The sequence below is a fragment of the Edaphobacter aggregans DSM 19364 genome (assembly GCF_000745965.1).
In the GTDB taxonomy this organism is placed as follows: domain Bacteria; phylum Acidobacteriota; class Terriglobia; order Terriglobales; family Acidobacteriaceae; genus Edaphobacter; species Edaphobacter aggregans.
On the sequence record NZ_JQKI01000035.1, the window covers coordinates 54,935 to 75,136 of the forward strand.

At 55.9% G+C, this 20,202-nt stretch carries 20 protein-coding genes; 16 read left to right on the forward strand and 4 right to left on the reverse strand.

Features of this window, described 5'->3' with window-relative positions; all coding sequences use genetic code 11:
• Nucleotides 1-25 precede the first annotated feature (25 nt).
• Genes Q363_RS15405 through coxB form a run of 3 tightly spaced genes read right to left on the reverse strand, consistent with a single transcriptional unit; the run spans nt 26 to nt 3,436 of the window.
• Nucleotides 26-622 carry a cytochrome c oxidase subunit 3 gene (locus Q363_RS15405; RefSeq protein WP_035351762.1) on the reverse strand — a complete coding sequence of 199 codons (597 nt, stop codon included), beginning with the start codon at nt 620-622 and terminating at the stop codon, nt 26-28.
• A 15-nt stretch (nt 623-637) separates the two neighbouring features.
• Nucleotides 638-2,341, reverse strand: coding sequence for a cytochrome c oxidase subunit I (ctaD, locus tag Q363_RS15410; RefSeq protein WP_035351764.1), 1,704 nt, complete (start codon nt 2,339-2,341; stop codon nt 638-640).
• An 18-nt stretch (nt 2,342-2,359) separates the two neighbouring features.
• A complete protein-coding gene (gene coxB, locus Q363_RS44115; protein WP_064742647.1) occupies nt 2,360-3,436 on the reverse strand; it encodes a cytochrome c oxidase subunit II in 1,077 nt (358 codons plus the stop codon).
• Nucleotides 3,437-4,276: 840 nt separating this feature from the next.
• Between coxB and Q363_RS15420 the strand changes: the two genes are divergently transcribed.
• The 6 genes from Q363_RS15420 (at nt 4,277) to Q363_RS15445 (ending at nt 11,073) form a co-directional block, all read left to right on the forward strand.
• A complete protein-coding gene (locus Q363_RS15420) occupies nt 4,277-5,500 on the forward strand; it encodes an FAD/NAD(P)-binding oxidoreductase (RefSeq protein WP_035351769.1) in 1,224 nt (407 codons plus the stop codon).
• A gap of 283 nt (nt 5,501-5,783) precedes the next feature.
• Nucleotides 5,784-8,399, forward strand: coding sequence for a cbb3-type cytochrome c oxidase subunit I (locus Q363_RS37485; protein ID WP_084080391.1), 2,616 nt, complete (start codon nt 5,784-5,786; stop codon nt 8,397-8,399).
• Nucleotides 8,396-8,587: a hypothetical protein gene (locus Q363_RS15430; protein ID WP_035351771.1), complete on the forward strand. Its 192-nt coding sequence runs from the start codon at nt 8,396-8,398 to the stop codon at nt 8,585-8,587. Before Q363_RS37485 ends, Q363_RS15430 begins: the two co-directional genes overlap by 4 nt.
• Before the next feature lie 24 nt (nt 8,588-8,611).
• Nucleotides 8,612-9,319, forward strand: a complete 708-nt coding sequence (locus tag Q363_RS15435) for a hypothetical protein (RefSeq protein WP_035351774.1) — start codon at nt 8,612-8,614, stop codon at nt 9,317-9,319.
• Between the two features lie 21 nt (nt 9,320-9,340).
• The gene (locus tag Q363_RS15440) at nt 9,341-10,294 is read left to right on the forward strand and encodes a molybdate ABC transporter substrate-binding protein (RefSeq protein ID WP_035351777.1); all 954 of its coding nucleotides are present in this window, start codon (nt 9,341-9,343) and stop codon (nt 10,292-10,294) included.
• On the forward strand, nt 10,294-11,073 hold the full coding sequence (locus Q363_RS15445) for a c-type cytochrome (protein ID WP_051978815.1): 780 nt from the start codon (nt 10,294-10,296) through the stop codon (nt 11,071-11,073). Before Q363_RS15440 ends, Q363_RS15445 begins: the two co-directional genes overlap by 1 nt.
• Before the next feature lie 32 nt (nt 11,074-11,105).
• Here Q363_RS15445 and Q363_RS15450 read toward each other — a convergent pair whose 3' ends face one another.
• Nucleotides 11,106-11,630, reverse strand: a complete 525-nt coding sequence (locus Q363_RS15450) for a rhodanese-like domain-containing protein (RefSeq protein ID WP_035351780.1) — start codon at nt 11,628-11,630, stop codon at nt 11,106-11,108.
• Between the two features lie 75 nt (nt 11,631-11,705).
• Here Q363_RS15450 and Q363_RS15455 point away from each other — a divergent pair, with 75 nt between their 5' ends.
• From Q363_RS15455 to Q363_RS46275, 10 genes are all read left to right on the forward strand, one after another.
• Nucleotides 11,706-12,044 (forward strand): ArsR/SmtB family transcription factor, encoded by a 339-nt coding sequence (locus Q363_RS15455; protein WP_245632243.1) that lies wholly within the window; start codon nt 11,706-11,708, stop codon nt 12,042-12,044.
• Entirely contained in the window at nt 12,045-13,445 is a 1,401-nt protein-coding gene (locus Q363_RS15460) for an MBL fold metallo-hydrolase (protein WP_245632244.1), read from the forward strand.
• A 37-nt stretch (nt 13,446-13,482) separates the two neighbouring features.
• Entirely contained in the window at nt 13,483-14,322 is an 840-nt protein-coding gene (locus Q363_RS15465) for a sulfite exporter TauE/SafE family protein (protein ID WP_051978816.1), read from the forward strand.
• On the forward strand, nt 14,319-14,711 hold the full coding sequence (locus Q363_RS15470; RefSeq protein ID WP_051978817.1) for a DUF1634 domain-containing protein: 393 nt from the start codon (nt 14,319-14,321) through the stop codon (nt 14,709-14,711). The genes Q363_RS15465 and Q363_RS15470 overlap by 4 nt, the downstream gene beginning before the upstream one ends.
• A gap of 20 nt (nt 14,712-14,731) precedes the next feature.
• The gene (locus Q363_RS15475; protein WP_245632245.1) at nt 14,732-15,115 is read left to right on the forward strand and encodes a TolB family protein; all 384 of its coding nucleotides are present in this window, start codon (nt 14,732-14,734) and stop codon (nt 15,113-15,115) included.
• 1,530 nt (nt 15,116-16,645) lie between these two features.
• Nucleotides 16,646-17,980: a TolC family protein gene (locus Q363_RS15480; protein WP_245632246.1), complete on the forward strand. Its 1,335-nt coding sequence runs from the start codon at nt 16,646-16,648 to the stop codon at nt 17,978-17,980.
• Complete coding sequence (locus Q363_RS45480) at nt 17,977-18,237, forward strand: YtcA family lipoprotein (protein WP_035351788.1); 261 nt, start codon at nt 17,977-17,979, stop codon at nt 18,235-18,237. The genes Q363_RS15480 and Q363_RS45480 overlap by 4 nt, the downstream gene beginning before the upstream one ends.
• 8 nt (nt 18,238-18,245) lie before the next feature.
• Nucleotides 18,246-19,445, forward strand: a complete 1,200-nt coding sequence (locus tag Q363_RS15490) for an efflux RND transporter periplasmic adaptor subunit (RefSeq protein WP_035351790.1) — start codon at nt 18,246-18,248, stop codon at nt 19,443-19,445.
• 4 nt (nt 19,446-19,449) lie between these two features.
• Nucleotides 19,450-19,920, forward strand: a complete 471-nt coding sequence (locus Q363_RS15495) for a hypothetical protein (protein ID WP_035351792.1) — start codon at nt 19,450-19,452, stop codon at nt 19,918-19,920.
• 52 nt (nt 19,921-19,972) lie between these two features.
• On the forward strand, nt 19,973-20,202 hold a 230-nt coding region (locus tag Q363_RS46275; RefSeq protein WP_425387682.1), incomplete at its 3' end, for a helix-turn-helix domain-containing protein.

Here is a 20,202-nt window from a genome sequence, read left to right on the forward strand (position 1 = left end):
TCTTGATTTGCGGATGTGTCTGCATTTATCGCCCCACCACGTACACCACGGTGAATACCACGACCCAAACGGCATCGACAAAATGCCAGTAGAGGGCCAACACCTGAACGCGCTCACTATGCTCCGGCCGCAGCCGACCTGTCAGTGAAAAGAGCAGCACCAGCAACAGCATGAACAGGCCAATAATGACGTGGGAGGCATGAAGACCTACCAGCGAGTAAAACGTAGTTCCGAACAGATTCGTGCCGATTGTCAGATGGTCATGCGTAATCAGCTTGTGCCACTCCATTCCCGTCCCTGCCAGGAAAATCGCACCAAGAAGAAATGTGATGGCCCACCACAAGCGGAATGCGGCCATTTTGCCGTGCTCGATCGCGCGCTCCGCAAACCAGATAAATAAGCTGCTGGAGAGCAGACAGACGGTATTGAAGATCGGAAGCTCGAGCACGTCGTGGGGTGTCGGCCCGTTTACGTCGCGACCAAGATAAAAAACATATGCGACGACAAAGATCGTGAAGATCGCAGTTTCCGCAATGATGAGCCCAGCCATGGCGACGCGTCCCCGCGACGGCAAGTGCCAGACTTCCTCATGCTCGATATGTTCAAGCGGAACAGTTGTCATGGTTTCCTGTCTGCGCTACTCGAATGCTGAATCGGGATCTTCCGGGTGCTTCAAGTCCCACAATGGACGGCGGCTCGCTACCACCGGGTCAACCGCGAAGTTATAAGCTGGAGGTGGCGAATGAGTCGACCATTCCAGCGTCCATCCATCCCAGGGATCCGGTCCGGCCGGCTCTCCCCGAAAATAGGAATGCACGAGGTTATAGACAAAGATTGCGATCGCTACCGCCTGAACAACCGAGCCTGCGGAGACTATCTGGTTCCAACCAGTCCATCCGCGGTCTGCTTCATACGTGTAGATCTGCCGTGGCATACCCAGCAGACCTGGAATATGCATGAAGTCAAAGGTGACGTGGAACCCAATGACCATGAGCCAGAAGTGCCACTTGCCCAGACGCTCGTTGAGCATTCGCCCGGTCATTTTCGGATACCAATAATAGATCGCTGCGAAGACCATGAACAGAATGGCGCCGACCAGAACATAATGAAAGTGCGCGACTACGAAATATGAATTGTGTAGCTGCCAATTCCAAGGGCTCACTGAAAGCATGATTCCGGTCAGCCCCGCGATAACCCATTGGAAGAGAAACCCGATGCAGAAGAGCATCGGCGTGAGGAATCGGATCTTGCCGCCCCACATCGTCGCTAGCCAGTTGAATGTCTTGATCCCCGTGGGTATGGAGACCAGCATGGTGGACAGCGTAAAGAACGCATTGCCAAATGTGGTCATGCCAATGGTGAACATGTGGTGGGCCCACACGCCCATACTGATGAACCCAATGCCAACGCTGGCGGCGACCATCGCCGGATACCCAAAGATCGCTTTCCGCGAGAAAACCGGGATGATTTCGTTGGCAAAGGCGAATGCGGGGAGCACCAGAATGTACACCTCCGGATGGCCAAAGATCCAGAAGAAATGAGCCCAAAGGACGGCAGAACCGCCGGCCTGAGTATCGAAGAAGTGTCCTCCCAGATATCGGTCGATCATCAGCATCGCTTGCGCTGCAGTCAGTGGGCTTACAGCGATCAGCGTCATGAAGGCCACTGTGGCATAGAGCCATGTAAGCAGGGGCATACGAAGGAGCGTCATGCCCTTGCAACGCATGCAGAAGATGGTAGCCAAAATGTTAATCGCTGTTCCGATGCTGCCGATGCCGTTAACCATCAACGCCACGGCCCAGTAGTCCACCGGATGCCCAGGAGAGAAAGCCCGCTCAGTCAGAGGAGCGTAGGCAAACCAACCCACGTCCGGAGCCGTGCCTACACCTGTGAGGCCAAGACCGCCGATAAAGCTGTAATAAAGCAGAATGCCCGCAGCTGCACTGATCCAAAAGCTGAATGCGTTCAGCCGCGGAAAGGCCATGTCCCGTGCACCGATCATCAGCGGGACGAGGTAATTACCAAATCCAAACACGAAAAACATGCCAACCAGAAAAATCATGGTGGTTCCGTGCATGGTGAAGATGCGGTTGTACGCCTCGGGACTGACGACCGTCTTATTGGGGCCTGCAAGCTGCAAGCGGATGACCAACGCCTCCACGCCCGCGGCTAGCATAAAAATCAAGGCATAACAGATATAGAGAATGCCGAGTTTCTTATGGTCAACAGTTGTCACCCAGCTATGGACCGTCTCGAGATAGGTCCCGCGCGACCGCGACGGATGCGTCTTGTCAACCGCATCTTCGATATCGCCTGGCACTGGCATGCTTGAACTAGACATTCGTCTCTCCAGCTGGGTTCATTTCAGCGTTGTCATATATGCGGTGATCTGCTCATTCTGGCGGTCGGTCAAGTGCATCGCCGGCATGAGCGAGCCCGGCTTGAAAATGTTCGGATCGGTGATCCACAGCTTCAAATTTGCAGGAGTATTCAAGGCCGCACCGGAAGCTATCGTGTCACGGCTCATCAGGTGCGTTAGATCAGGACCATAGCGTCCATTGGCAACAGTGCCGGAGATGGTATGACAATTGATGCACGCCTGCTGCTCGAACACGCGCCGCCCATTTTCCGGTGTGATTGCCCGCAGGTCGTCTTGCGAAACTCTCATAAAGGTTTGAGGCGTATTCGGCGGTATGCCCGCCTGAGGTCCCGGATTGGGCTTCTGCAGTGAAGCCTCAGATTGAGGCGTCGTACCCGATTCTTGTGTTTTCTGCTGGTTTTCGATCCACTTGCGAAACTCTTCCGGAGTGTCGACATAAACGCGCAGTAGCATCTTTGCATGCTGCGAACCGCAGAACTGGGCGCATTGCCCCTCGTACATGCCGGGTGTATGCGGATCGATCCACATTTCGTTTACACGGTTCGGAACAAGATCGGTTTTGCCAGCTAGCTCTGGAACCCAGAAGCTATGAATCACGTCTGCTGAGGTCAATTTGATAAAGGTAGTGGTAGGGTGCTTCGGATCGTTGACCGGCACATGCAGCTCGTTGGCGGTCACCACGTTGTACTTCGGATATCGAAACTCCCACCAGAACTGGTGTCCGATCGCAACCACATCGAGCGCAGGAGTTGACTTTGGTGCATCCTGAACGGAGAACAGGATGCGCGCTGTGCCGAGAAAGAGAACAGTTAAGAGCAGGGTCGGGATAATTGTCCATGCAAGCTCAATCTGCGTACTGCCAAATACCTGAGGCGGCTCGGCGTGGTCACCTGCCCGACCACGATACCGCACGAGTACGTAGGTCAATAGAGCCGCCACCGTCAGAAAGATGCAGCCCGTGACGGTTAGTACAAAAAAGGAGAGACTACGCACCTCGCTTGCAGGTGTTGCAGCCGGAGAGAAGATGCTGGTTGGCGATTGAGCGCTCCCCACCACAGGCTGGCTCAGTAAGAGAGCCGTGGCAACGACGACAATAGGGCGCCAATTCAGGATATAAATCTCCTTTCAGTGGATAAGAAATTGCCTTGCAACAATCCTCGAACCTTGGCAGATGACATATGCCTTCTGATCTATTGATTAGCGGATCTCAGCAAGTTGCGTCTTGGATGAAGTTGCTGTCGATCTGAAGTGTCAGTACCTTACGACTCCGTTTTCAATAAATACATACGGCCTCCTTGAGACGAGAGATTAAAAAATCGAAGCTTTCTAACGAGTTGAAAAGAGTTCGTGACTACCTTCACTACTTGTTCTTGAGATTGTTGATACGCATGCCAATGAGCTTCGAGATCGAACGGCTCGTCAGCTGGGAGAATGCAGTCGTGCGACGTGTTCGTACTCGTCTACCCACCGAAGCGTACGTTACGGCCAGAATGCATGCTCACTAAAGCAAGCCGAGTACCATTCGTAGGTGCTTGAAAAGGAGTCGAAGCAGGCGCATTTGTTATCGGGGATTTCGCGGATTTCGGGGAATTCGTGTTTCCACCTACAGGTAGGCGGCTTTATTAGAGTTTGAAGTGGCTCTTACGGATTTCCAGTTTCTTGATCTTGAAATCAAGTGTTGACGGTTGGGGGTGATGTCCAGAAGGCGGTGACTAGGGTGCCACAGGCTTCTTGTGGTCTGGAACCGGGAAGAAGTCTGCACCCTGCTCGACATCACAGCGCAACAACGTACAAGACGGGCGTCCCACCAAAGCCATAGCCTCCGAAAGATAGGAAACAAGGTACTATCGCGCACACCCGCGCATGTGCCTAGCGCCTTGTGACACAAGGAGAACCATGGCCCCGAAAGAGATACAAAGCGAGAGCCACAGCTACGACATCGTTCTGGTTGGCGGCGGGAGCGCCGGAATCACAACGGCCGCACACCTTGTGAAACAGCTCCGCAAAGAGAAGCCGAACGCTCGCATCTTGATTATTGATCCGGCGGAGAACCACTACTACCAGCCAATCTGGACGCTTGTAGGCGCAGGTGTGTATCCGAAGGAGGTCTCTACGAGAAAAGAGCGAGACCTTATTCCCAGCGGGGTGATCTGGCTACAGGAAGCGGTAAGCGAATTCATACCTCACATGAATGAAGTGAGGACGAAGCAGGGGGCCAGGGTGAGCTATCGATACCTGGTGGTATGCACTGGGTTGAAGCTGGATTGGGAGAAGATTCCAGGCCTGGCGGAGAGTGTGGGCAAGAATGGAGTTTGCAGCAACTACTCATATGAGACCGTCGAATCGACCTGGAAGAACATTCGAGAATTCACAGGCGGTACGGCGATCTTCACGCAACCGCTGCCGCCAATCAAGTGTGGTGGGGCGCCGCAAAAGATTATGTATCTGGCTGACAGCTATTTCCGTACGAGCGGTGTGCGAAAAAAATCAGACGTAGTATTCTGCAGCGCAGCGGGAACGATTTTCTCGGTCAAGAAATACGCTGACACACTCAACAAGGTCCTTCAGCGCAAGGAGATCGTGACACGTTATAAGCATAACCTTACAGCCCTACGCACGGATGTAAAAGAAGCAGTCTTTAAAAATCTGGATACAAATGAAGAAGTGATCATGCACTACGACATGATCCATGTGACGCCACCGCAGAGCCCGTGCGACTTTGTGCGGAACTCTCCGTTGGCAAACAAAGAGGGATGGGTGGAGGTCGACAAGGAGAAGTTGCAGCATGTGCGTTATCCAAACGTGTTTGCACTCGGCGATGCCAGCAACCTGCCTACCTCGAAGACGGGCGCCGCAGTTCGCAAACAGGCTTCCGTTGTTGCTCAGAATCTTGTGGCTGAGATGAAGAAGCAGCCGCTCACGTCTACCTATAACGGGTACACATCGTGTCCGCTGGTAACTGGGTACAACAGTTTGGTCATGGCCGAGTTCGATTACGACCAGAACCCCGCGGAGACGTTCCCAATCGACCAATCAAAGGAGCGGTACAGCATGTATCTGGTGAAGAAGTATGTGCTGCCGCGTCTTTACTGGCAGTTCATGCTGAAGGGCCGAGCTTAGTTGCAGCCTCGCCTCAATAGGCGGGACTTGCGAGTACATAGGTTGGTGAGATTGCCAAACCTTCGTTGAAGTATTCACCTCTGCCGCTTGGAAGGTGCTTATATCTCATAGGAAATGGTAATTGGGCGTGTGCTGGGATATAGCGCACAATGTTACTCGGCGTTCCAGGAGCATTGATGTACGAAGTCATTGCAAAGGCAAATGGCAAAAGCGCAGAGCCGTTTCCCGGAAACTTCGGGCGCACGCGTTTCGATGCTTGTTCTCAAGCCTGGCGGAACGCGCGATGAATACAGCGTCTGCAAAAGGCCCGTCGGCGGATGTAACAGTGAATACACGGTTGGTGGCGGCGCATACTTTTGCTGCCTTTGGCGGCCTTCTTGTGTCGGCGCTGTTTGGGCTGCTCGTTTCAATTAAGTTCAATGCTCCGGAGTTTCTTTCGCAGCATGCATGGTCGACATGGGGCAGGCTTCGCTATGACCATACGCAAGGCATCCTCTATGCATGGCTTGGGAATGCATTTATAGCGTTCATGTACTATGCGGTACCGTACCTCACGCGACGGCCCTTTACGAGTGAACGGCTGGGCTGGTGGCTCTTTGTCATATGGAATGTGATGGCAGTGCTGGGTGGATGGTCACTGGTACTCACCGGGCATAGCCAGCCGCTCGAATGGGCAGAGTTTCCGCTGCTGATTGCAGCGTGCATCGAGCTTGGTCTCGGGCTATTGATTGTGCAGTTCGCACTGCCCTTCATGGCCTGCGGCGCGGCGGACCTGTACGTGGCGGGGTGGTACCTGCTGGGCGGGACGACTTTCACGTTCCTGGCGTACCCCGTAGGGAACATTGTGCCGCAGATGGTGCCTGGCGCGATGGGCGCGGCGTTCAGCGGTTTGTGGATCCATGACGCGGTGGGTATCTTCGTTACGCCTTTTGCAACCGCGATTGCATATTTTGTGATTCCGGCGGTGACCCGCAAGCCCATTTATAGTCATTTTTACTCGATGGTGGGATTCTGGCTGCTCTTCCTCGTATATCCCCTGAACGGAATCCACCATTACGTATACTCGTCGCTCCCAATGGGTGCGCAGCACGCCTCGGAGATCGCATCGATCTATCAGGGTGTAGACGTGATTCTCGTCGTCACGAACTTGTTACTGTCGATCACGGCCATGACCGACGGTGCGACGCTTCGAGATGTGCCGCTACGCTTTGTCTGGACGAGCGTGGTCCTGTACCTGATTGTCAGTATTCAGGGCTCGATCCAGGCGGTGATGTCGTTCAACAGCTTTATCCATTTCACCGATTGGGTGATTGCCCACTCGCACCTGGCGATGATCGGCTTTGCGTCATTCGCCGCGATGGGCGGGTTGTCGCACATCTGGCAGCGGATGCCGGGAGTGCGGTATAGCCGGCGGATGCTGGCGTGGTCGTATTGGCTATTAGTGGTTGGCCTAGCGCTGATGTTTATCGATCTGACGGGAGCGGGACTGGTGCAGGCGAGCCTATGGCGGCAGCATCTGCCCTGGATCGAGTCAGTCCGGGCGTCGGAGCCGTATTGGGCGTTCCGGACTGTGTCCGGCATGGTACTGCTGGCGGGCTTCGGGGCGTTTGCCGCAAGTTTCTTTGTGGGGCCGCGCAATAGTGGCAGCGGGTTGAAGGTCAACGTGGCCGAGGTGAGTCCTCACTCGCCGGGCGAGGGCAGAGCGCATCTTTGGATCACGACTGCCTACGCGACCACGTTTGGAGCGGGCATCGGCTTCTTCGTCATTTCCTTTGTCGCGCTGGCGATCTACCCGGCAATCCGGTTGCATGCGCAGATTGCGCGCACCACGCCGAGCGGCGCGCGGTTGGAGCTTACAGCATCGGAGAAGCGTGGGGCAAAGCTGTACGCAGTGGACGGCTGCGCGTACTGCCACTCGCAGCAGGTGCGCTTTACCGACGCAGACAAGTGGCGATTCGGAACGCCGACCCAGGCATGGGAGACGCAGAATGAGTTTCCACAGATGTGGGGTACGCGCCGCATTGGGCCGGACCTGGCGCGCGAGGCTGAGAAGCGAACCAAGGACTGGCAACTGGTTCATCTTTATAACCCGCAGTACGTCGTGCCGGACTCCATGATGCCGTCATATCCATGGCTCTTCTACGGCGACCCAAATGCACCGACACGAGACGCTGTGGACATGGTTGCGTACCTGAACACGCTGGGGCGGCCGGCGGCACAGATGCAGCCGGCCGTGAAGTCGGCAGTGTTTTCGCAGCCGCCGTCGCTCGACGATATAAGCGTGGCTGATGGGCACGAGGTGTTTCTCAAAAACTGCTCAGGATGTCACGGAATCAACGCCGACGGGCGATCTCCGGGAGGACGTGCGCTGCGGCCCGTCGCATTTGACTTGGCCGGCTTCCAGTTCACGAATGCAGCAGTGTGGCGGGCGCTGGAGCAGGGGGTTCGGGGCTCATCGATGCCTGCCTGGAGGCTCCTGCCGAACTCGGAGTTCAGCGCAGTCATGCGGTATGTGCAGACGGTTGGCCGCGCAGGAGGGCTTGCGCAATCCGATCAAATTGCAACCGATGCGGTGCTGATGGGAGCTGGGCGGCGCGTGTTCGAGACTCATTGTGTGCGCTGCCACGGCGAAGCCCTGGATGGGAATGGGCCGGATGCAGCCCAGTTTCTACCACGACCGGCGAATTTCCACGAGATTCTACCTTCCTACGAGGCGTCCGCACATATTGTGCGCGAGGGTGTGCCGGGCAGCGGGATGCCGGCGTGGCCGCTGCTGACGCCTGCAGAGATCCAGGCGGTGACCTTCTACATGCGATCGTTCTATGCAGGCCGCCCGGCGAAGGAACAACCTGCAGCACCTGCTGCGGTATCCGGGATGGATATGGGAGGCCTTAAGTGATCGCGTGGCTGATTGGCGCAATTACTTTGATCCTGGTCGTCCTGATTCTAGGCAGGCGTTCTTCCTCGGCGATGCGTCGCAAGTCAGAACAGCCAAAATATCAATTTCTCTCCAATATCGGTGAGGACGAGCATGCGGTGAAACAGCAGCAGATGAAGGAAAACGAAAAAAAATACACCGAAGCTTAACCCTGAAAGGAAGTCATGAACAGAATGAGTCGAAGATCGTTTGTAAGCACCGCTGCCACGAGCGTAGCCGCGTTGGCAACGCTGGGCACCGCAGGCGGCAACGCCGAAGCACAGTTGGTGTATACCAAGGCTGACTGGAAGATAAGCGAATTCAACCAGCTGGCGAAGAACCCGGCGCGGGTAAAGCAGGTGTATGACATTATCCCGATTGCGGAGGGCAGATTCCTGAATAACATCAAGAACTCGCTGAATGGGATGCACTTCGGCTTCGGCATACCAGAGGAACAGATCAAGGTTGTTGCTGCATTGCACGGGCCGGCGAACATGCTGAACTACGACGACTTTATCTGGAACAAATACCAGATTGGTGCGTGGCTGAAGGTAAATGATCCTTCCACGAGCCAGCCCACAGTGAAGAACCCGTACTATCCGAGCAAGGCAGGGGCGGCGCTGCACTACAGTACGAAAGACCCGGACAGCCGCGATTCAATCTACCAGGACACGAGCATTCAGGCGCTTCAGCACCGGGGCGTGAAGATGCTCAGTTGCCATACGGCGACCGAGGAGCAGGCCAGGGCGCTGATTGCGCACAACAACCTGACGCAACAGCCGGAAGAGATCGTGAAGGAGATGCTGACACACACACTGCCGGGTGTACAGGTTGTACCGTCGATGGTCGCAGCGATCGCGCTTCTGCAGACGGACGGGCGTTACAGCTACATAACAGTTTAGGGCAGCAACGAAAGGATCGCTATGTGGAACAGATGGACGCCATTGCTTGCACTACTGCTCGCCCCCGCGCTTGGCGCGCAGGGGCAGGCCCAAACCGCGCCGCCATGGAGCAAGGGAGCAAACGACCCTGCCACGGACAAGGGCTACGTGTTCCAGGTGCCGGATGTCGACAATATTCCCGACCTGCACGGCAACCCCGCAGGAGCGGAGCTGGTTCTGCTTATTGGCGGGAACCAGTTCTTTGTGCTGCCACAGCTGATTTCGGGGTTCGAAGCGAAGCATCCGGAACTTAAGGGGAAGATTTTTTATGAGACGCTGCCGCCGGGTATCCTGCGCAAACAGATAGCTGCCGGAGGAGTGGTCACGCTGGGAAACCTTACCCTGGCGGTAAAGCCGGACGTCTACGAAGCAGGTGCACGAGTGCTGCATGACATGGCGCAACAGGGGCAGATCGAGAGCGTGGTGGAGTATGCCACGAACACGCTTGCGATTATGCTGCCCGCTTCCAATCCAAAACACATCGAGTCTCTGAAGGACCTTGGGCGTCCGGATGTGAGACTCTCCATGCCGAATCCGGAGTGGGAAGGTGTGGCGAACCAGATTGAGCAGGCCCTGCGAAAGGCCGGCGGAGAGGATCTGTATCAGGCGGTGTATCAGGACAAAGTGAAGGATGGGACGAGCATCTTGACGGAGATTCATCATCGGCAGACGCCGATGCGGATAATGGAAGGTAAGGCGGACGCGGGCGTGGTCTGGGCTTCGGAGGTGAAGTTCCAGGAAAACGTGGGCAATCCGGTTACGGGAGTGGCGATTCCGGAAGCGCAAAACGAGACCGCGACCTATGCAGCCGGAGCACTGATAAATGCACCGCATGCGGAGGCGGCGCGACAGTGGCTTGCGTACCTCGCGAGCTCAGAGGCTCAGGGCGCGTATCACCAGTTCGGCTTCAAATCTGTCGAGAAACGGAGACAGTGATGGACAAGGTGATGGGACTGCTGCTGGCTGCCAGTGCAGGTGCACTGTTGTTAGCCGGCTGCAAGAAAGCGGACCGTGAACCATCGCCAGCTGTACCACCGTCGTATTCCCTGTCGGCGATCCCCGCGGATGCGCAAGGTGAGCGCATTCGTTTTGGACGCGCGATCTTCGATGAGACGCCGGGCTTTGCACCGGCATATACGGGAGCAAAAATCTCCTGCGGAGACTGCCACACTCAGAGCGGCACGGCAGCATATGCAGCGCCGATGGTGGACCTGGCGGGAATGTTTCCGATGTACAACCAGCGTGCCGGGCGCGTCATCGGGCTTGAAGAGCGTATTCAGGAATGCTTTACTCGCAGCGAGAATGGTAAACCGTTGCCACCAAACTCGCAGGAGATGTTGTCGCTGGTTGCTTATATCAACTGGCTCTCCCGCGACGGAGTGAAAGGGGCACCTTACAAGGGACGTGGCCTAGTAAAACTCCCGGAAATGGTAGGCAACATATCGAGGGGTAAGCAGGAGTATGCGTCCCAGTGTGCAGGTTGCCACGGTGCGGATGGTGCGGGTGTACCGCCGGTGCTGCCGCCGGTATGGGGACCTGACTCCTACAATAATGGCGCGGGAATGAACAATCCCGAGAAAACGGCGGCGTTTCTGCTACATAACATGCCGCAGAACCACCCCGGAACATTAACAACTCAACAAGCATTTGATGTCGCGGCTTATCTACATGCGATGCCTCGACCGAAGTTTAACGAATCCTACAAAGGATATTGAGTGACCGAATGTTCAGTGGTGCGCGGTTCTCCCTATTCGCAACAGCGACCATCGCGGCCCGCTCGATTCCAGGGCATCTTACCGAGGACCGAGCCCATCATGCAGGTATTGGATATGCCGGCGAAGATAAGGCCCGCGCCAACGAGCGCTGCACCTATAAGAAACTGCGGTGAGACCACCAAGCCAAGCAGACTAAAGATAACGACAAGGGTGCCCGCTGCGACTCGAACCTGCCGTTCGATAGCCCACGGGCGGCGGCAGACGGTCTGAAGAGGAAGTCCCTGCTCCCTCCATGCTTCGACACCTCCGTCTAGCACGGAGACATTGGAGAACCCCATGGCTTCGAGTTTTTCGGCGGCACTGGTCGCACGGCGACCGCTCTTGCAGATCATGACGAAGGACGCACTCTTTGTCCACTTGGAAGCGCGACCGGCTACTTGCGACAGAGGCACAAGCTGCGTCCCCTGGATAAAACCTGCTGCGAACTCAGGATACTCACGGACATCGATCAGGGTTGGGTTGCCGAACCGGATTTCTGAAGCAGTAACTGTGCGCATGGGTATTGATCTCCCTTTCCAACTATATGAGCATACAGTTATATTGTAACTGTGGCGACAAAAAAGAGACTTCCGTTGAGTGACAGCGCGTTGGAAATGGTAGCGCAACGCTTCCGACTGCTGGGCGAGCCCCAGCGGCTGCGTATTCTGCAGGCGCTGGAAGCAGGCGAGCTTTCCGTAGGGGCGCTGTGCGCGCGCACAGGCGCAACTCAGCCGAATGTGTCGAAGCATTTAGCTGCCTTGTTTGACGGTGGATTAATCGAACGAAGACGAGACGGCAATAACGTCCTATACGCGATTGCGGACCCGGTCGTATTTCTATTGTGTGAGCTTGTATGCCGGTCGAAGAGTAAACAGGGAGCACGGCAGGCAATTGTGATGCGCAAGGCGACAGGCAGCTTTGCCGGAAAGTGAGTGATCGTGGTTTTTGAGCGTTTTGATGTTCCTGGGCTTTCCCAGTATTCCTACATTGTTGGCGACGGCGGCGTGGTGGCAGTCATCGATCCGAAGCGCGACATCGACACGTATCTCGACTATGCGGATAACAAGGGATTGCGTATTGGGTATGTGCTCGAAACGCATATCCATGCGGACTTTGCATCGGGAGCACGCGCCTTAGCAGACGCATGCGGAGCCGAACTCTGCCTGAGTGGACACGACGAAAGCGAGACGTATCGCTACACATTTGCCCACAGAGAATTGCGAGATGGAGACGAACTCGTGTTGGGGAAACTAACGCTCCGCACGATGCATACTCCAGGGCACACTCCCGAGCACATCAGTTTTCTCTTGTCTGAACCAGATCGAAGCGGGGAACCGCTGGCACTCTTCAGCGGAGATTTTCTATTTATCGGATCTGTAGGCCGACCGGATCTGCTGGGCGAAGCGGAGAAGCGGGAATTGGCGAAGGCGCTATACCGTAGCGTGCAGAACTTGGCGGCTTTGCCGGATGGAACGATGGTATTTCCCGGGCATGGCGCAGGCTCGCTGTGCGGTGCGGGCATGGCGCAGCGGGAGCAGTCGACTCTGGGCTATGAACGTGCTACAAACCCATTTTTCAAGAAGCAGACGGAGCAGACTTTTATAGATACGGTGCTGGGCACCGTACCGGAGTTTCCGGACTATTACCGGAGGATGAAGAAACTCAACTCAGAGGGGGCACCTCTGCTTAACGAAGTCCCAGGTGCAGCGCGCATGTCCGGGAAGGAGTTCGAGGAGAAACAGAAGGAACTGGATGCGATCCTGCTTGATTTGCGCAGGCCGGAGTCGTTTGGCGGCGCGCATATTCCTGGGTCCATCAATATCGGCGCTGGTCCGAATCTGTCCATGTGGGCGGCGTGGGTGCTGCCCTATGATCGGCCCATCTTGCTGATCGGCGATGCCAACACCGATATGGAGGCGGCACGGCGGTCGCTGATTCGTGTGGGTCTGGACACGGCGATTGGATCGCTGCGCGGAGGCATCAGCGAATGGTTGGAGTCGGGCGGAAAGCAGGGACATGTGCCTCAGATTTCTGTTCAGGAACTGCGTGCAATTCTCGGTGAATCGAACAAGGTTACTCTGCTGGATGTCCGGAGCCCGGGCGAGTGGAAGGACGGCCATATTGACGGAGCAGTGCATATCTCGGGCGGTGACTTGCCAAAGCATGTTGCGGGCGTTCCTGTTGATAAGCCGCTTTACGTGATCTGCGGTAGCGGATACCGTTCCAGCATTGCGGCAAGCGTCCTTGTTCACTCGGGCCTTACACAGCTAACAAACGTAGATGGCGGGATGAGCGCGTGGAAGAGCCAAAACCTCCCAGTGGTGGGAGCTTGAAACTCCAAACGCAAGCAAGCACCGGCTGGGGGAAAGAATGACTCAGCTGGAGTTTGCGGAGTTGGCGTGGGCAGGGTCTCTGTTTGCCGGGTTTCTCGGTTCTCTCGCGGGACTCGGCGGAGGCGTGGTGATTGTGCCCATGCTTGTGCTCGGCTTCCACGTGGACGTGCATTATGCAGTGGGAGCCTCACTCATCTCGGTCATAGGTACATCTGCCGGTGCGCAGGCGGCGCATGGGAAGGAAAGCTTTTCGAATACCCGCATTGGCCTCTTTCTGGAGATTGCCACAACCCTGGGTGCAATATGTGGAGCTTTTCTCTCAACGAGCACGCCGACTAAGTGGATAGCCATCATTTTTGGGGTTGTGCTGCTCTACTCTGCTTTCTCCTCAATGCGCCCAAAGCAAGAGGCAACTGTGCATCGGCCTCCTGATGTGCTCGCCACGAAGCTCCGCCTGAACGGAGCCTATTCCCATGGAGGAAAGCTGGTGCCCTACTCCGCGCGGCGCGTGCCACTGGGCTTTGGTTTGATGTTCGGGGCAGGAACGCTCTCGGGACTGCTGGGGATCGGGTCGGGCGCTGTGAAGGTACTGGCGATGGATGAAGCGATGCAAATCCCGTTCAAGGTATCGACAGCGACTAGTAATTTCATGATCGGTGTGACGGCGGCGGCGAGTGCGGGCGTATATCTGAGCCGGGGCTACATCAACCCGGCGGTTGCCATGCCGGTGACGATCGGTGTGCTACTTGGCTCGCTTCTTGGAGCACGTTTCCTGGTTAAAGCAAGAGTGAAGTCCGTGCGCATCATCTTTGCCATTGTGATCGGGTTGCTTGGGGCAGAGATGATCTTCAATGGACTTACAGGGAAACTGTCATGAAATCCGTGGAAATTCTCGAGCCCTGCGATTCTGCGATTCATCAGAGGATGACGGCTATCCTGCGACTCCTAACGGTTGTTGCGGGCATGATGATTCTTGTTGGCGGAATACTTCTGTTGGTTCGTCAGGGGAACGCTATCACTAGCTTTCATACCTTTCTTGGCGAACCGACTTCACTACGGCTCGTTCCGCAGATTGTGTCAGGTGCACTCCAAGGGCACGCCTTGGCCATAGTGCAGTTCGGAATTCTGCTGCTCATCGCGACGCCGGTGATTCGTGTGCTGTTCGTGGGGATCGGATATGCTCTCGAACAGGATTGGCTGTATGTGGCCGTGGCCTTGATTGTGCTGGCGGTCTTGGGCTCGAGCCTCATCGGCCACAGGCTGTAGACCGTGAGAACAGTTTGCTTGTGGCGTCCGAGTCGCCCAGCCATTTTCACGGTTGGTCGCCGAATAACACGACGCTTGCCTTCGTGGCCCAGCGCAACGGCAGCGGCCAATACGACATTTACGGCATGCCCGCCGATGGAGGCGCGGAGAAGCAGCTCACCTCCAATATTCACCAGGATGATGGGCCGGACTACTCGCCGGACGGCAAGAAGATGGTGCATATCGACTATCCCGCCGGTACGCCAACCCACTACCCGCGCAATGTCCAAATTGAGCTAAAACTCGTCGCGATCAACCATGGCAAGGTCGCCACGTCCCAGAAGACGCTGGTGAAGGCCATCGGCGGACAGGGAACGATGAACGTCAACTCGTGGCTCCGGACTCCATGCGCTTCGCCTACGTAATTTATGTGGTCCTGCAGTAGGGCGCCAGCAGGTACAGTGATTGGTGTGGATATTTCGTTTCTCAATTGATGCAAAATCGCCAATGCGCTCAGCGACCCACTGCGGGGCGAAACAATTATGCGCTTTGGTGTTCTGGGCGGTTAACGGTCAAACCGCACCTTACTGCCTGGTTGCTCCGACCGGAGTTTGCCATGCAGCCGGGGACCGCTGGATTTGGCCATCGAGACCCTTCGCATTGAATGGCAAGATTGGATTGCACCGGGCGGCAGGATAATAGTGCATTGGGAATGCGGCCACTGGCAGCATAATAATGTTGCACTCCGTGGCAGCATTCCGTTGCAACCAGCATCTGACGCGGGCATTCGCGAGTATGGCTTGTTGTGCTTCATCGGCCGAACGTAGATTGCATACAACGTCAGAATGCCGGCGATACAGCCTGCCGATTGGCCCATAAACAATCAGAAGCAACTCAAGTTGGTTCAGAAGGTCGCTCTGTTCTGGAACTTTTCCCTTCGGGAAGGCGCCATCGTCACCACAACCACAAGAGTCCGAACCAACCCGACAACTTGCGATCACGGCATCAGGATGCCAATGTTGTGTCCCCTATCGCGCACACCGATCAGGCAAACTTACCTCGGAACGGAAGCGACTAATCCACCGCCGCTCTTGATTCCAAGATCAAGAAATTGGAAATCCACAAGAGCTGTTTCAAACTCTGCGAAGCCGTCGCGCCGACGGCAACACGAAATCCGCGAAATCCGCGAAATCCCCGATAACAAATGAGCCTGCTTCGACTCCTTTTCAAGCACTTATGAATGGCATGCGGCTTGCATTGCTAAACGTGCAGGATGCCGTAACTTTCGGTTCGCCGGAGAGGCGATGCCAAGGAACTTCTCGATCGAATGGCTCGACAGCGAGGTGGTTGCCATCGTGTGTACGTGTGTGGACGGATGCAAATCGAATTTATGAACACGATCAAGGAACTGATCGAAATGGAATACACCAAGGCCCTTCTCGACCTTTCAGAATTGACACGAGTTGGTGACGACGCAGCCACGTTTCTTGCATTCTGTGAGCGAAAAAAGTAGATCGCGCAGAACGGCAAGCCGACGCTCTTAAGCGTAGCTGTAGGAGAGCATATGTTCAAAAGGATCGCTGTAGTCGTTGACGAATCGCTGGGGGCCCCTGGCTTCAACAATTTCTCTTGCCAAGACGCTTGGCGCCGAACTACAGACGGTCACCGTCGTAGAGCACTCCGCGCCTAGCATGCCTAGCACTTGAGCAGGAGGCCCCTTGCAGTGGCACAACAATCGGCAGGCGGGCCACCCGTCTCGCGCGCTTGAATCTTCCAGTAAGTTTGACTCCTTCCCTTCGATAAGGTCGATGTACATTCCTTCGATGCGCCAATTCGGCCCGCTGTCCTTGTTGCTCTTCCTTTTCTTATTCTTGCGAGAACAGGGATGGTCGCAGTGCGCCGGGGTAGCTTCGACTCCGCTCGCAGCATTCAACTGCGCCGCTCGTGAGATACCTGTGGGAAAGATCGTGACACTTGACCCGACCCACGCTCATTCATTAGCTGACCTCGTCGATATTGCGGAACACAACAATCCGCGCACGCGCGTCGTTTGGGAGCGCGCCAAGCAGAAGGCGGAACAACTCGGCATCGCGAAAAGCGCCTATTATCCCGTTTTGACTGGTATCGCAACATTCGCAGATGAACGAGCGATCGAGCCCTTTCCAAAACCGTTGGCCCCACGCGGCTACATTATGGTCGAAGCCACTGTTGTGCAGCCCGAAGTTGCGCTGCAGTATCTTATCTTCGACTTTGGCAAGAGGGAGGCCAACATAGGCGCAGCGAAAGCCGAGGCTCTGGCTGCCGGGGCCAATTTCATCCAGGCCAACCAGGAAGTAGCCTTCCAGGTCACAAGCGGCTATTACAAGCTGGTCACCGCACAAGAGCGTCTTCAAGCCGCCCAGGAAACTCTGAAGACCGCACAAACGACGCAGGACGCTGCCGAAGACCGGCTCCAGAACGGACGAGCCACGATGCCGGATGTTCTCAATGCCAGAGCGGAAACATCGCAAGCTGTCTTCGATCTGGAATCGGCGGCCGGCGACGAAAAAATAGCGCGGGTCACTTTGGCAGAGGAGATCGGCGTCGAGCCGTCGCCGAACATCGTGATTGCCGCTCAAAAAAATGCTCCTCTGCCTGAATCGCTGACCATTTCCATCGATGAGCTGATCAATCGCGCGATGGCCGACCGCCCCGACCTGATGGCGCAGGTCGCAGAAATCCGCGCCGCGGATAATGAGGTCCGCTCGGCCAAGGCGGAATACCGGCCAAAGATCGTGCTCTCGGGTTCGGGGGCGCAACAGGCCATTTGGCCATCTGCCGACTATGGTCAGCTCGGAGCAGCGAATGAACCCGTATGGTCTGCTTCGCTTGGCGTCGAGTGGCGAATCTTTGACGGGGGCGAGCGAAAGAATCGGCTGGCCATAGCTGAATCAAAAAAGCGTGAAGTGCAGGACGCATTCACCGACAAGCATGACCAAGCTCAACGCGAAGTCTGGACCGCTTTTATCGCCTTTCGCACAGCCCAGAGGCAGGAACAGGCGGCAGTGGCACTGCTCGATTCGGCCAGCACTTCGTACTCGGCATCGCTCGATGCCTATAAGTACGGCGTCAAGAATTTGGTCGATGTGGTGACGGCAGAGAAACAGCTCGCGCTGGCCCGGCTCTCCTCTGTTTCCGCTCGCTCTCAACTTTTTCTGGAAGCAGTACAACTCGAATTCGTAACGGGGAATCTGCTGCGAAGCTTGCCACCCGCGACCAAACTACAGACACAGGATGGCCAAAAGCAATGACTAAAGAGCGACTCTTCGGCGTTACAGTCGCGTGCCTGTTATGCACCGGATGCAGCCGCGCGCCTTCGATCTCTATCATCGGCTCTTTTTTCCCAGTATGGATGGTTTGCCTCGTCGCCAGTGTGATTCTGGCTTTCGCCGTTCGTTTTCTACTGCTGCGCTACCGCCTGGAATCTGACATGGGTCCGGTTGCTCTCTTCTATCCAAGCGTCGTTGCGCTCTTTACCTGCCTGTTGTGGTTGGTTTTCTTCCGATAGGACAATGTATGACACAGGACTCTGAGAACCTCAATCGCAAGCAACTAGGACGCCGGATCTCTATCGGAGTTGTCGTGGCTGCTATCGTGGCATTGCTGCTCGTCACTTTGGATACAGAGCGAAATCCCCGGACAGATGACGCTAGCGTACGGGCAAACTTCATCGAAATAGCCCCTGAGGTCAGTGGACGCCTCGCCCAGTTGCCGGTCAAAGACAATGCCTATGTGAAGCAGGGCGAGTTACTTTTCGTCATTGATCCACGCGACTACGAGTACGCGCTACGGCAGGCGCTTTCCGACCAGGAGAATCTGGAACAGAGGATCATCGATACGAAACGTAAAATCGCGGCGCAGAATAGCGCCGTCGACGCAGCAACTGCAGCGGTCCATAACTCCACCACCGCGATACGCACCGCTGGAAGCGGGGTGGATTTAGCCAAAGCAACGGTGTTACGTGCCCAGGCTGCAGCCAATGCCGCCGAGGCCCAATTGAAATACGCGACCAATGACCTGCATCGCATTGAGCCCCTGCTACAAAAGCAATACGTGACGGTCGATCAAGTAGATCAAGCCAACACGGCTGTGCGAGTAGCTCGCGGCAGCTACGATGCAGCCTTAGCCGCGCTCAGCGAGGTACAGGCCCAGGAGACCCAGGCGGTTCTTCGCCAGCAGGAAGCCGACGACCAGGCATCCGAGACACGCGCAAAACTGGGGCAATCGATTCATATTATCGACACCCTGGATATTCTTGAGTCGCAACGGCCCGGTCTGGCCGCAAAGGTTGATCGCGCCCGGCTCGACCTTGAGCGATGCCGCGTCGTCGCGCCTTTCGATGCCTATGTGACCAACATGAACATCTCCGAGGGCGCGTACGCTCGACCGGGTTCTCCAATGTTCACGCTAATCGACACCCGTAAGTGGTGGGTCGTCGCAAACTATCGTGAAGGGAAGGTGAAGAACATTCGCATTGGCTCGCCGGTCGATGTGTACCTCATGGGACATCCGGAAAGAAAGTTCACCGGGCTGGTGGAGAGTATTGGGTATGGCGTGTTTCCTGAGGACGGAAGCGTGGTCGCTGGGCTCCCCAATATCGAAAGGACCCTCAATTGGGTGCATCTGTCATCGCGATTCCCGGTTCGCATTCGTGTTCAGAACCCCGATCCTGATTTGTTCCGGGTCGGAGCAACGGCCGTAACGGTCGTGAGATAGCCGGATGGTCAAAGACTTCTCATTTCCGAACCACACACCGTGGCTGCAACGTATCTGGCAGGATCTCCAGCCCACGCCCGGACGTCTCAACAGTTCTCTTCGGATGACATTGGCGTCCATCCTCGTGCTGGTCTTGATGCTGGTGCTCCAAATGCCATACATCGCCTATGGTTTGTACTTCATGTTTCTCATGGGACGAGAGAGTCCTTCGGTATCCCTCCGTACGGCCTTTGTTCTTGTTGTGACCATAGTGCTCGTGATCGTCGTCGAGATGGTTGTTGTAATTGTCAGTGACAATGATCCGATGGCGCGTGTCCTCAGCGTTGCCATTCTGACCTTCATTGGCGGAATGATTCTAGTGAGCACGAGCCTCCCCTCACTCGGGGGAGCCATTGGGTTCATCTACTGCGTTGTCATTGGTTTCTGGGAACATCACGCACCTGAGGACACACTAGTACTGTGGCCGTATGTATAGGTAACCAATGTAGGCGCTTGTTGGGTTCTGGTGCTGGCTGTATATCTGGGGAGTGAGCAGAGGCATACGACTTCAGATTGAACTCAAGCAGCGAGATCGACAGCAGATCGATCAGTTGTTAGGAGGCGGGTTGCAGTCGGTACGCACGACATTGCGCGCCTTGGCCTTGCGTCAATTGGATCAGGGACAGTCCACGCCTGCGGTGGGAGCCAACCTGGGGCTTTCCGCCAAGGCGGTATGGCAGATCGGCAAGCGGTATCTTGATGGCGGGCTGGAGCGGGC

Bases quoted from the DNA above. Each gene is read 5' to 3' on its own strand.
- Q363_RS15405 (WP_035351762.1), bottom strand. From the start codon at position 622: ATGACAACTGTTCCGCTTGAACATATCGAGCATGAGGAAGTCTGGCAC.
- ctaD (WP_035351764.1), bottom strand. From the start codon at position 2,341: ATGTCTAGTTCAAGCATGCCAGTGCCAGGCGATATCGAAGATGCGGTT.
- Q363_RS15420 (WP_035351769.1), top strand. From the start codon at position 4,277: ATGGCCCCGAAAGAGATACAAAGCGAGAGCCACAGCTACGACATCGTT.
- Q363_RS37485 (WP_084080391.1), top strand. From the start codon at position 5,784: ATGAATACAGCGTCTGCAAAAGGCCCGTCGGCGGATGTAACAGTGAAT.
- Q363_RS15435 (WP_035351774.1), top strand. From the start codon at position 8,612: ATGAGTCGAAGATCGTTTGTAAGCACCGCTGCCACGAGCGTAGCCGCG.
- Q363_RS15440 (WP_035351777.1), top strand. From the start codon at position 9,341: ATGTGGAACAGATGGACGCCATTGCTTGCACTACTGCTCGCCCCCGCG.
- Q363_RS15445 (WP_051978815.1), top strand. From the start codon at position 10,294: ATGGACAAGGTGATGGGACTGCTGCTGGCTGCCAGTGCAGGTGCACTG.
- Q363_RS15450 (WP_035351780.1), bottom strand. From the start codon at position 11,630: ATGCGCACAGTTACTGCTTCAGAAATCCGGTTCGGCAACCCAACCCTG.
- Q363_RS15465 (WP_051978816.1), top strand. From the start codon at position 13,483: ATGACTCAGCTGGAGTTTGCGGAGTTGGCGTGGGCAGGGTCTCTGTTT.
- Q363_RS15470 (WP_051978817.1), top strand. From the start codon at position 14,319: ATGAAATCCGTGGAAATTCTCGAGCCCTGCGATTCTGCGATTCATCAG.
- Q363_RS45480 (WP_035351788.1), top strand. From the start codon at position 17,977: ATGACTAAAGAGCGACTCTTCGGCGTTACAGTCGCGTGCCTGTTATGC.
- Q363_RS15490 (WP_035351790.1), top strand. From the start codon at position 18,246: ATGACACAGGACTCTGAGAACCTCAATCGCAAGCAACTAGGACGCCGG.
- Q363_RS15495 (WP_035351792.1), top strand. From the start codon at position 19,450: ATGGTCAAAGACTTCTCATTTCCGAACCACACACCGTGGCTGCAACGT.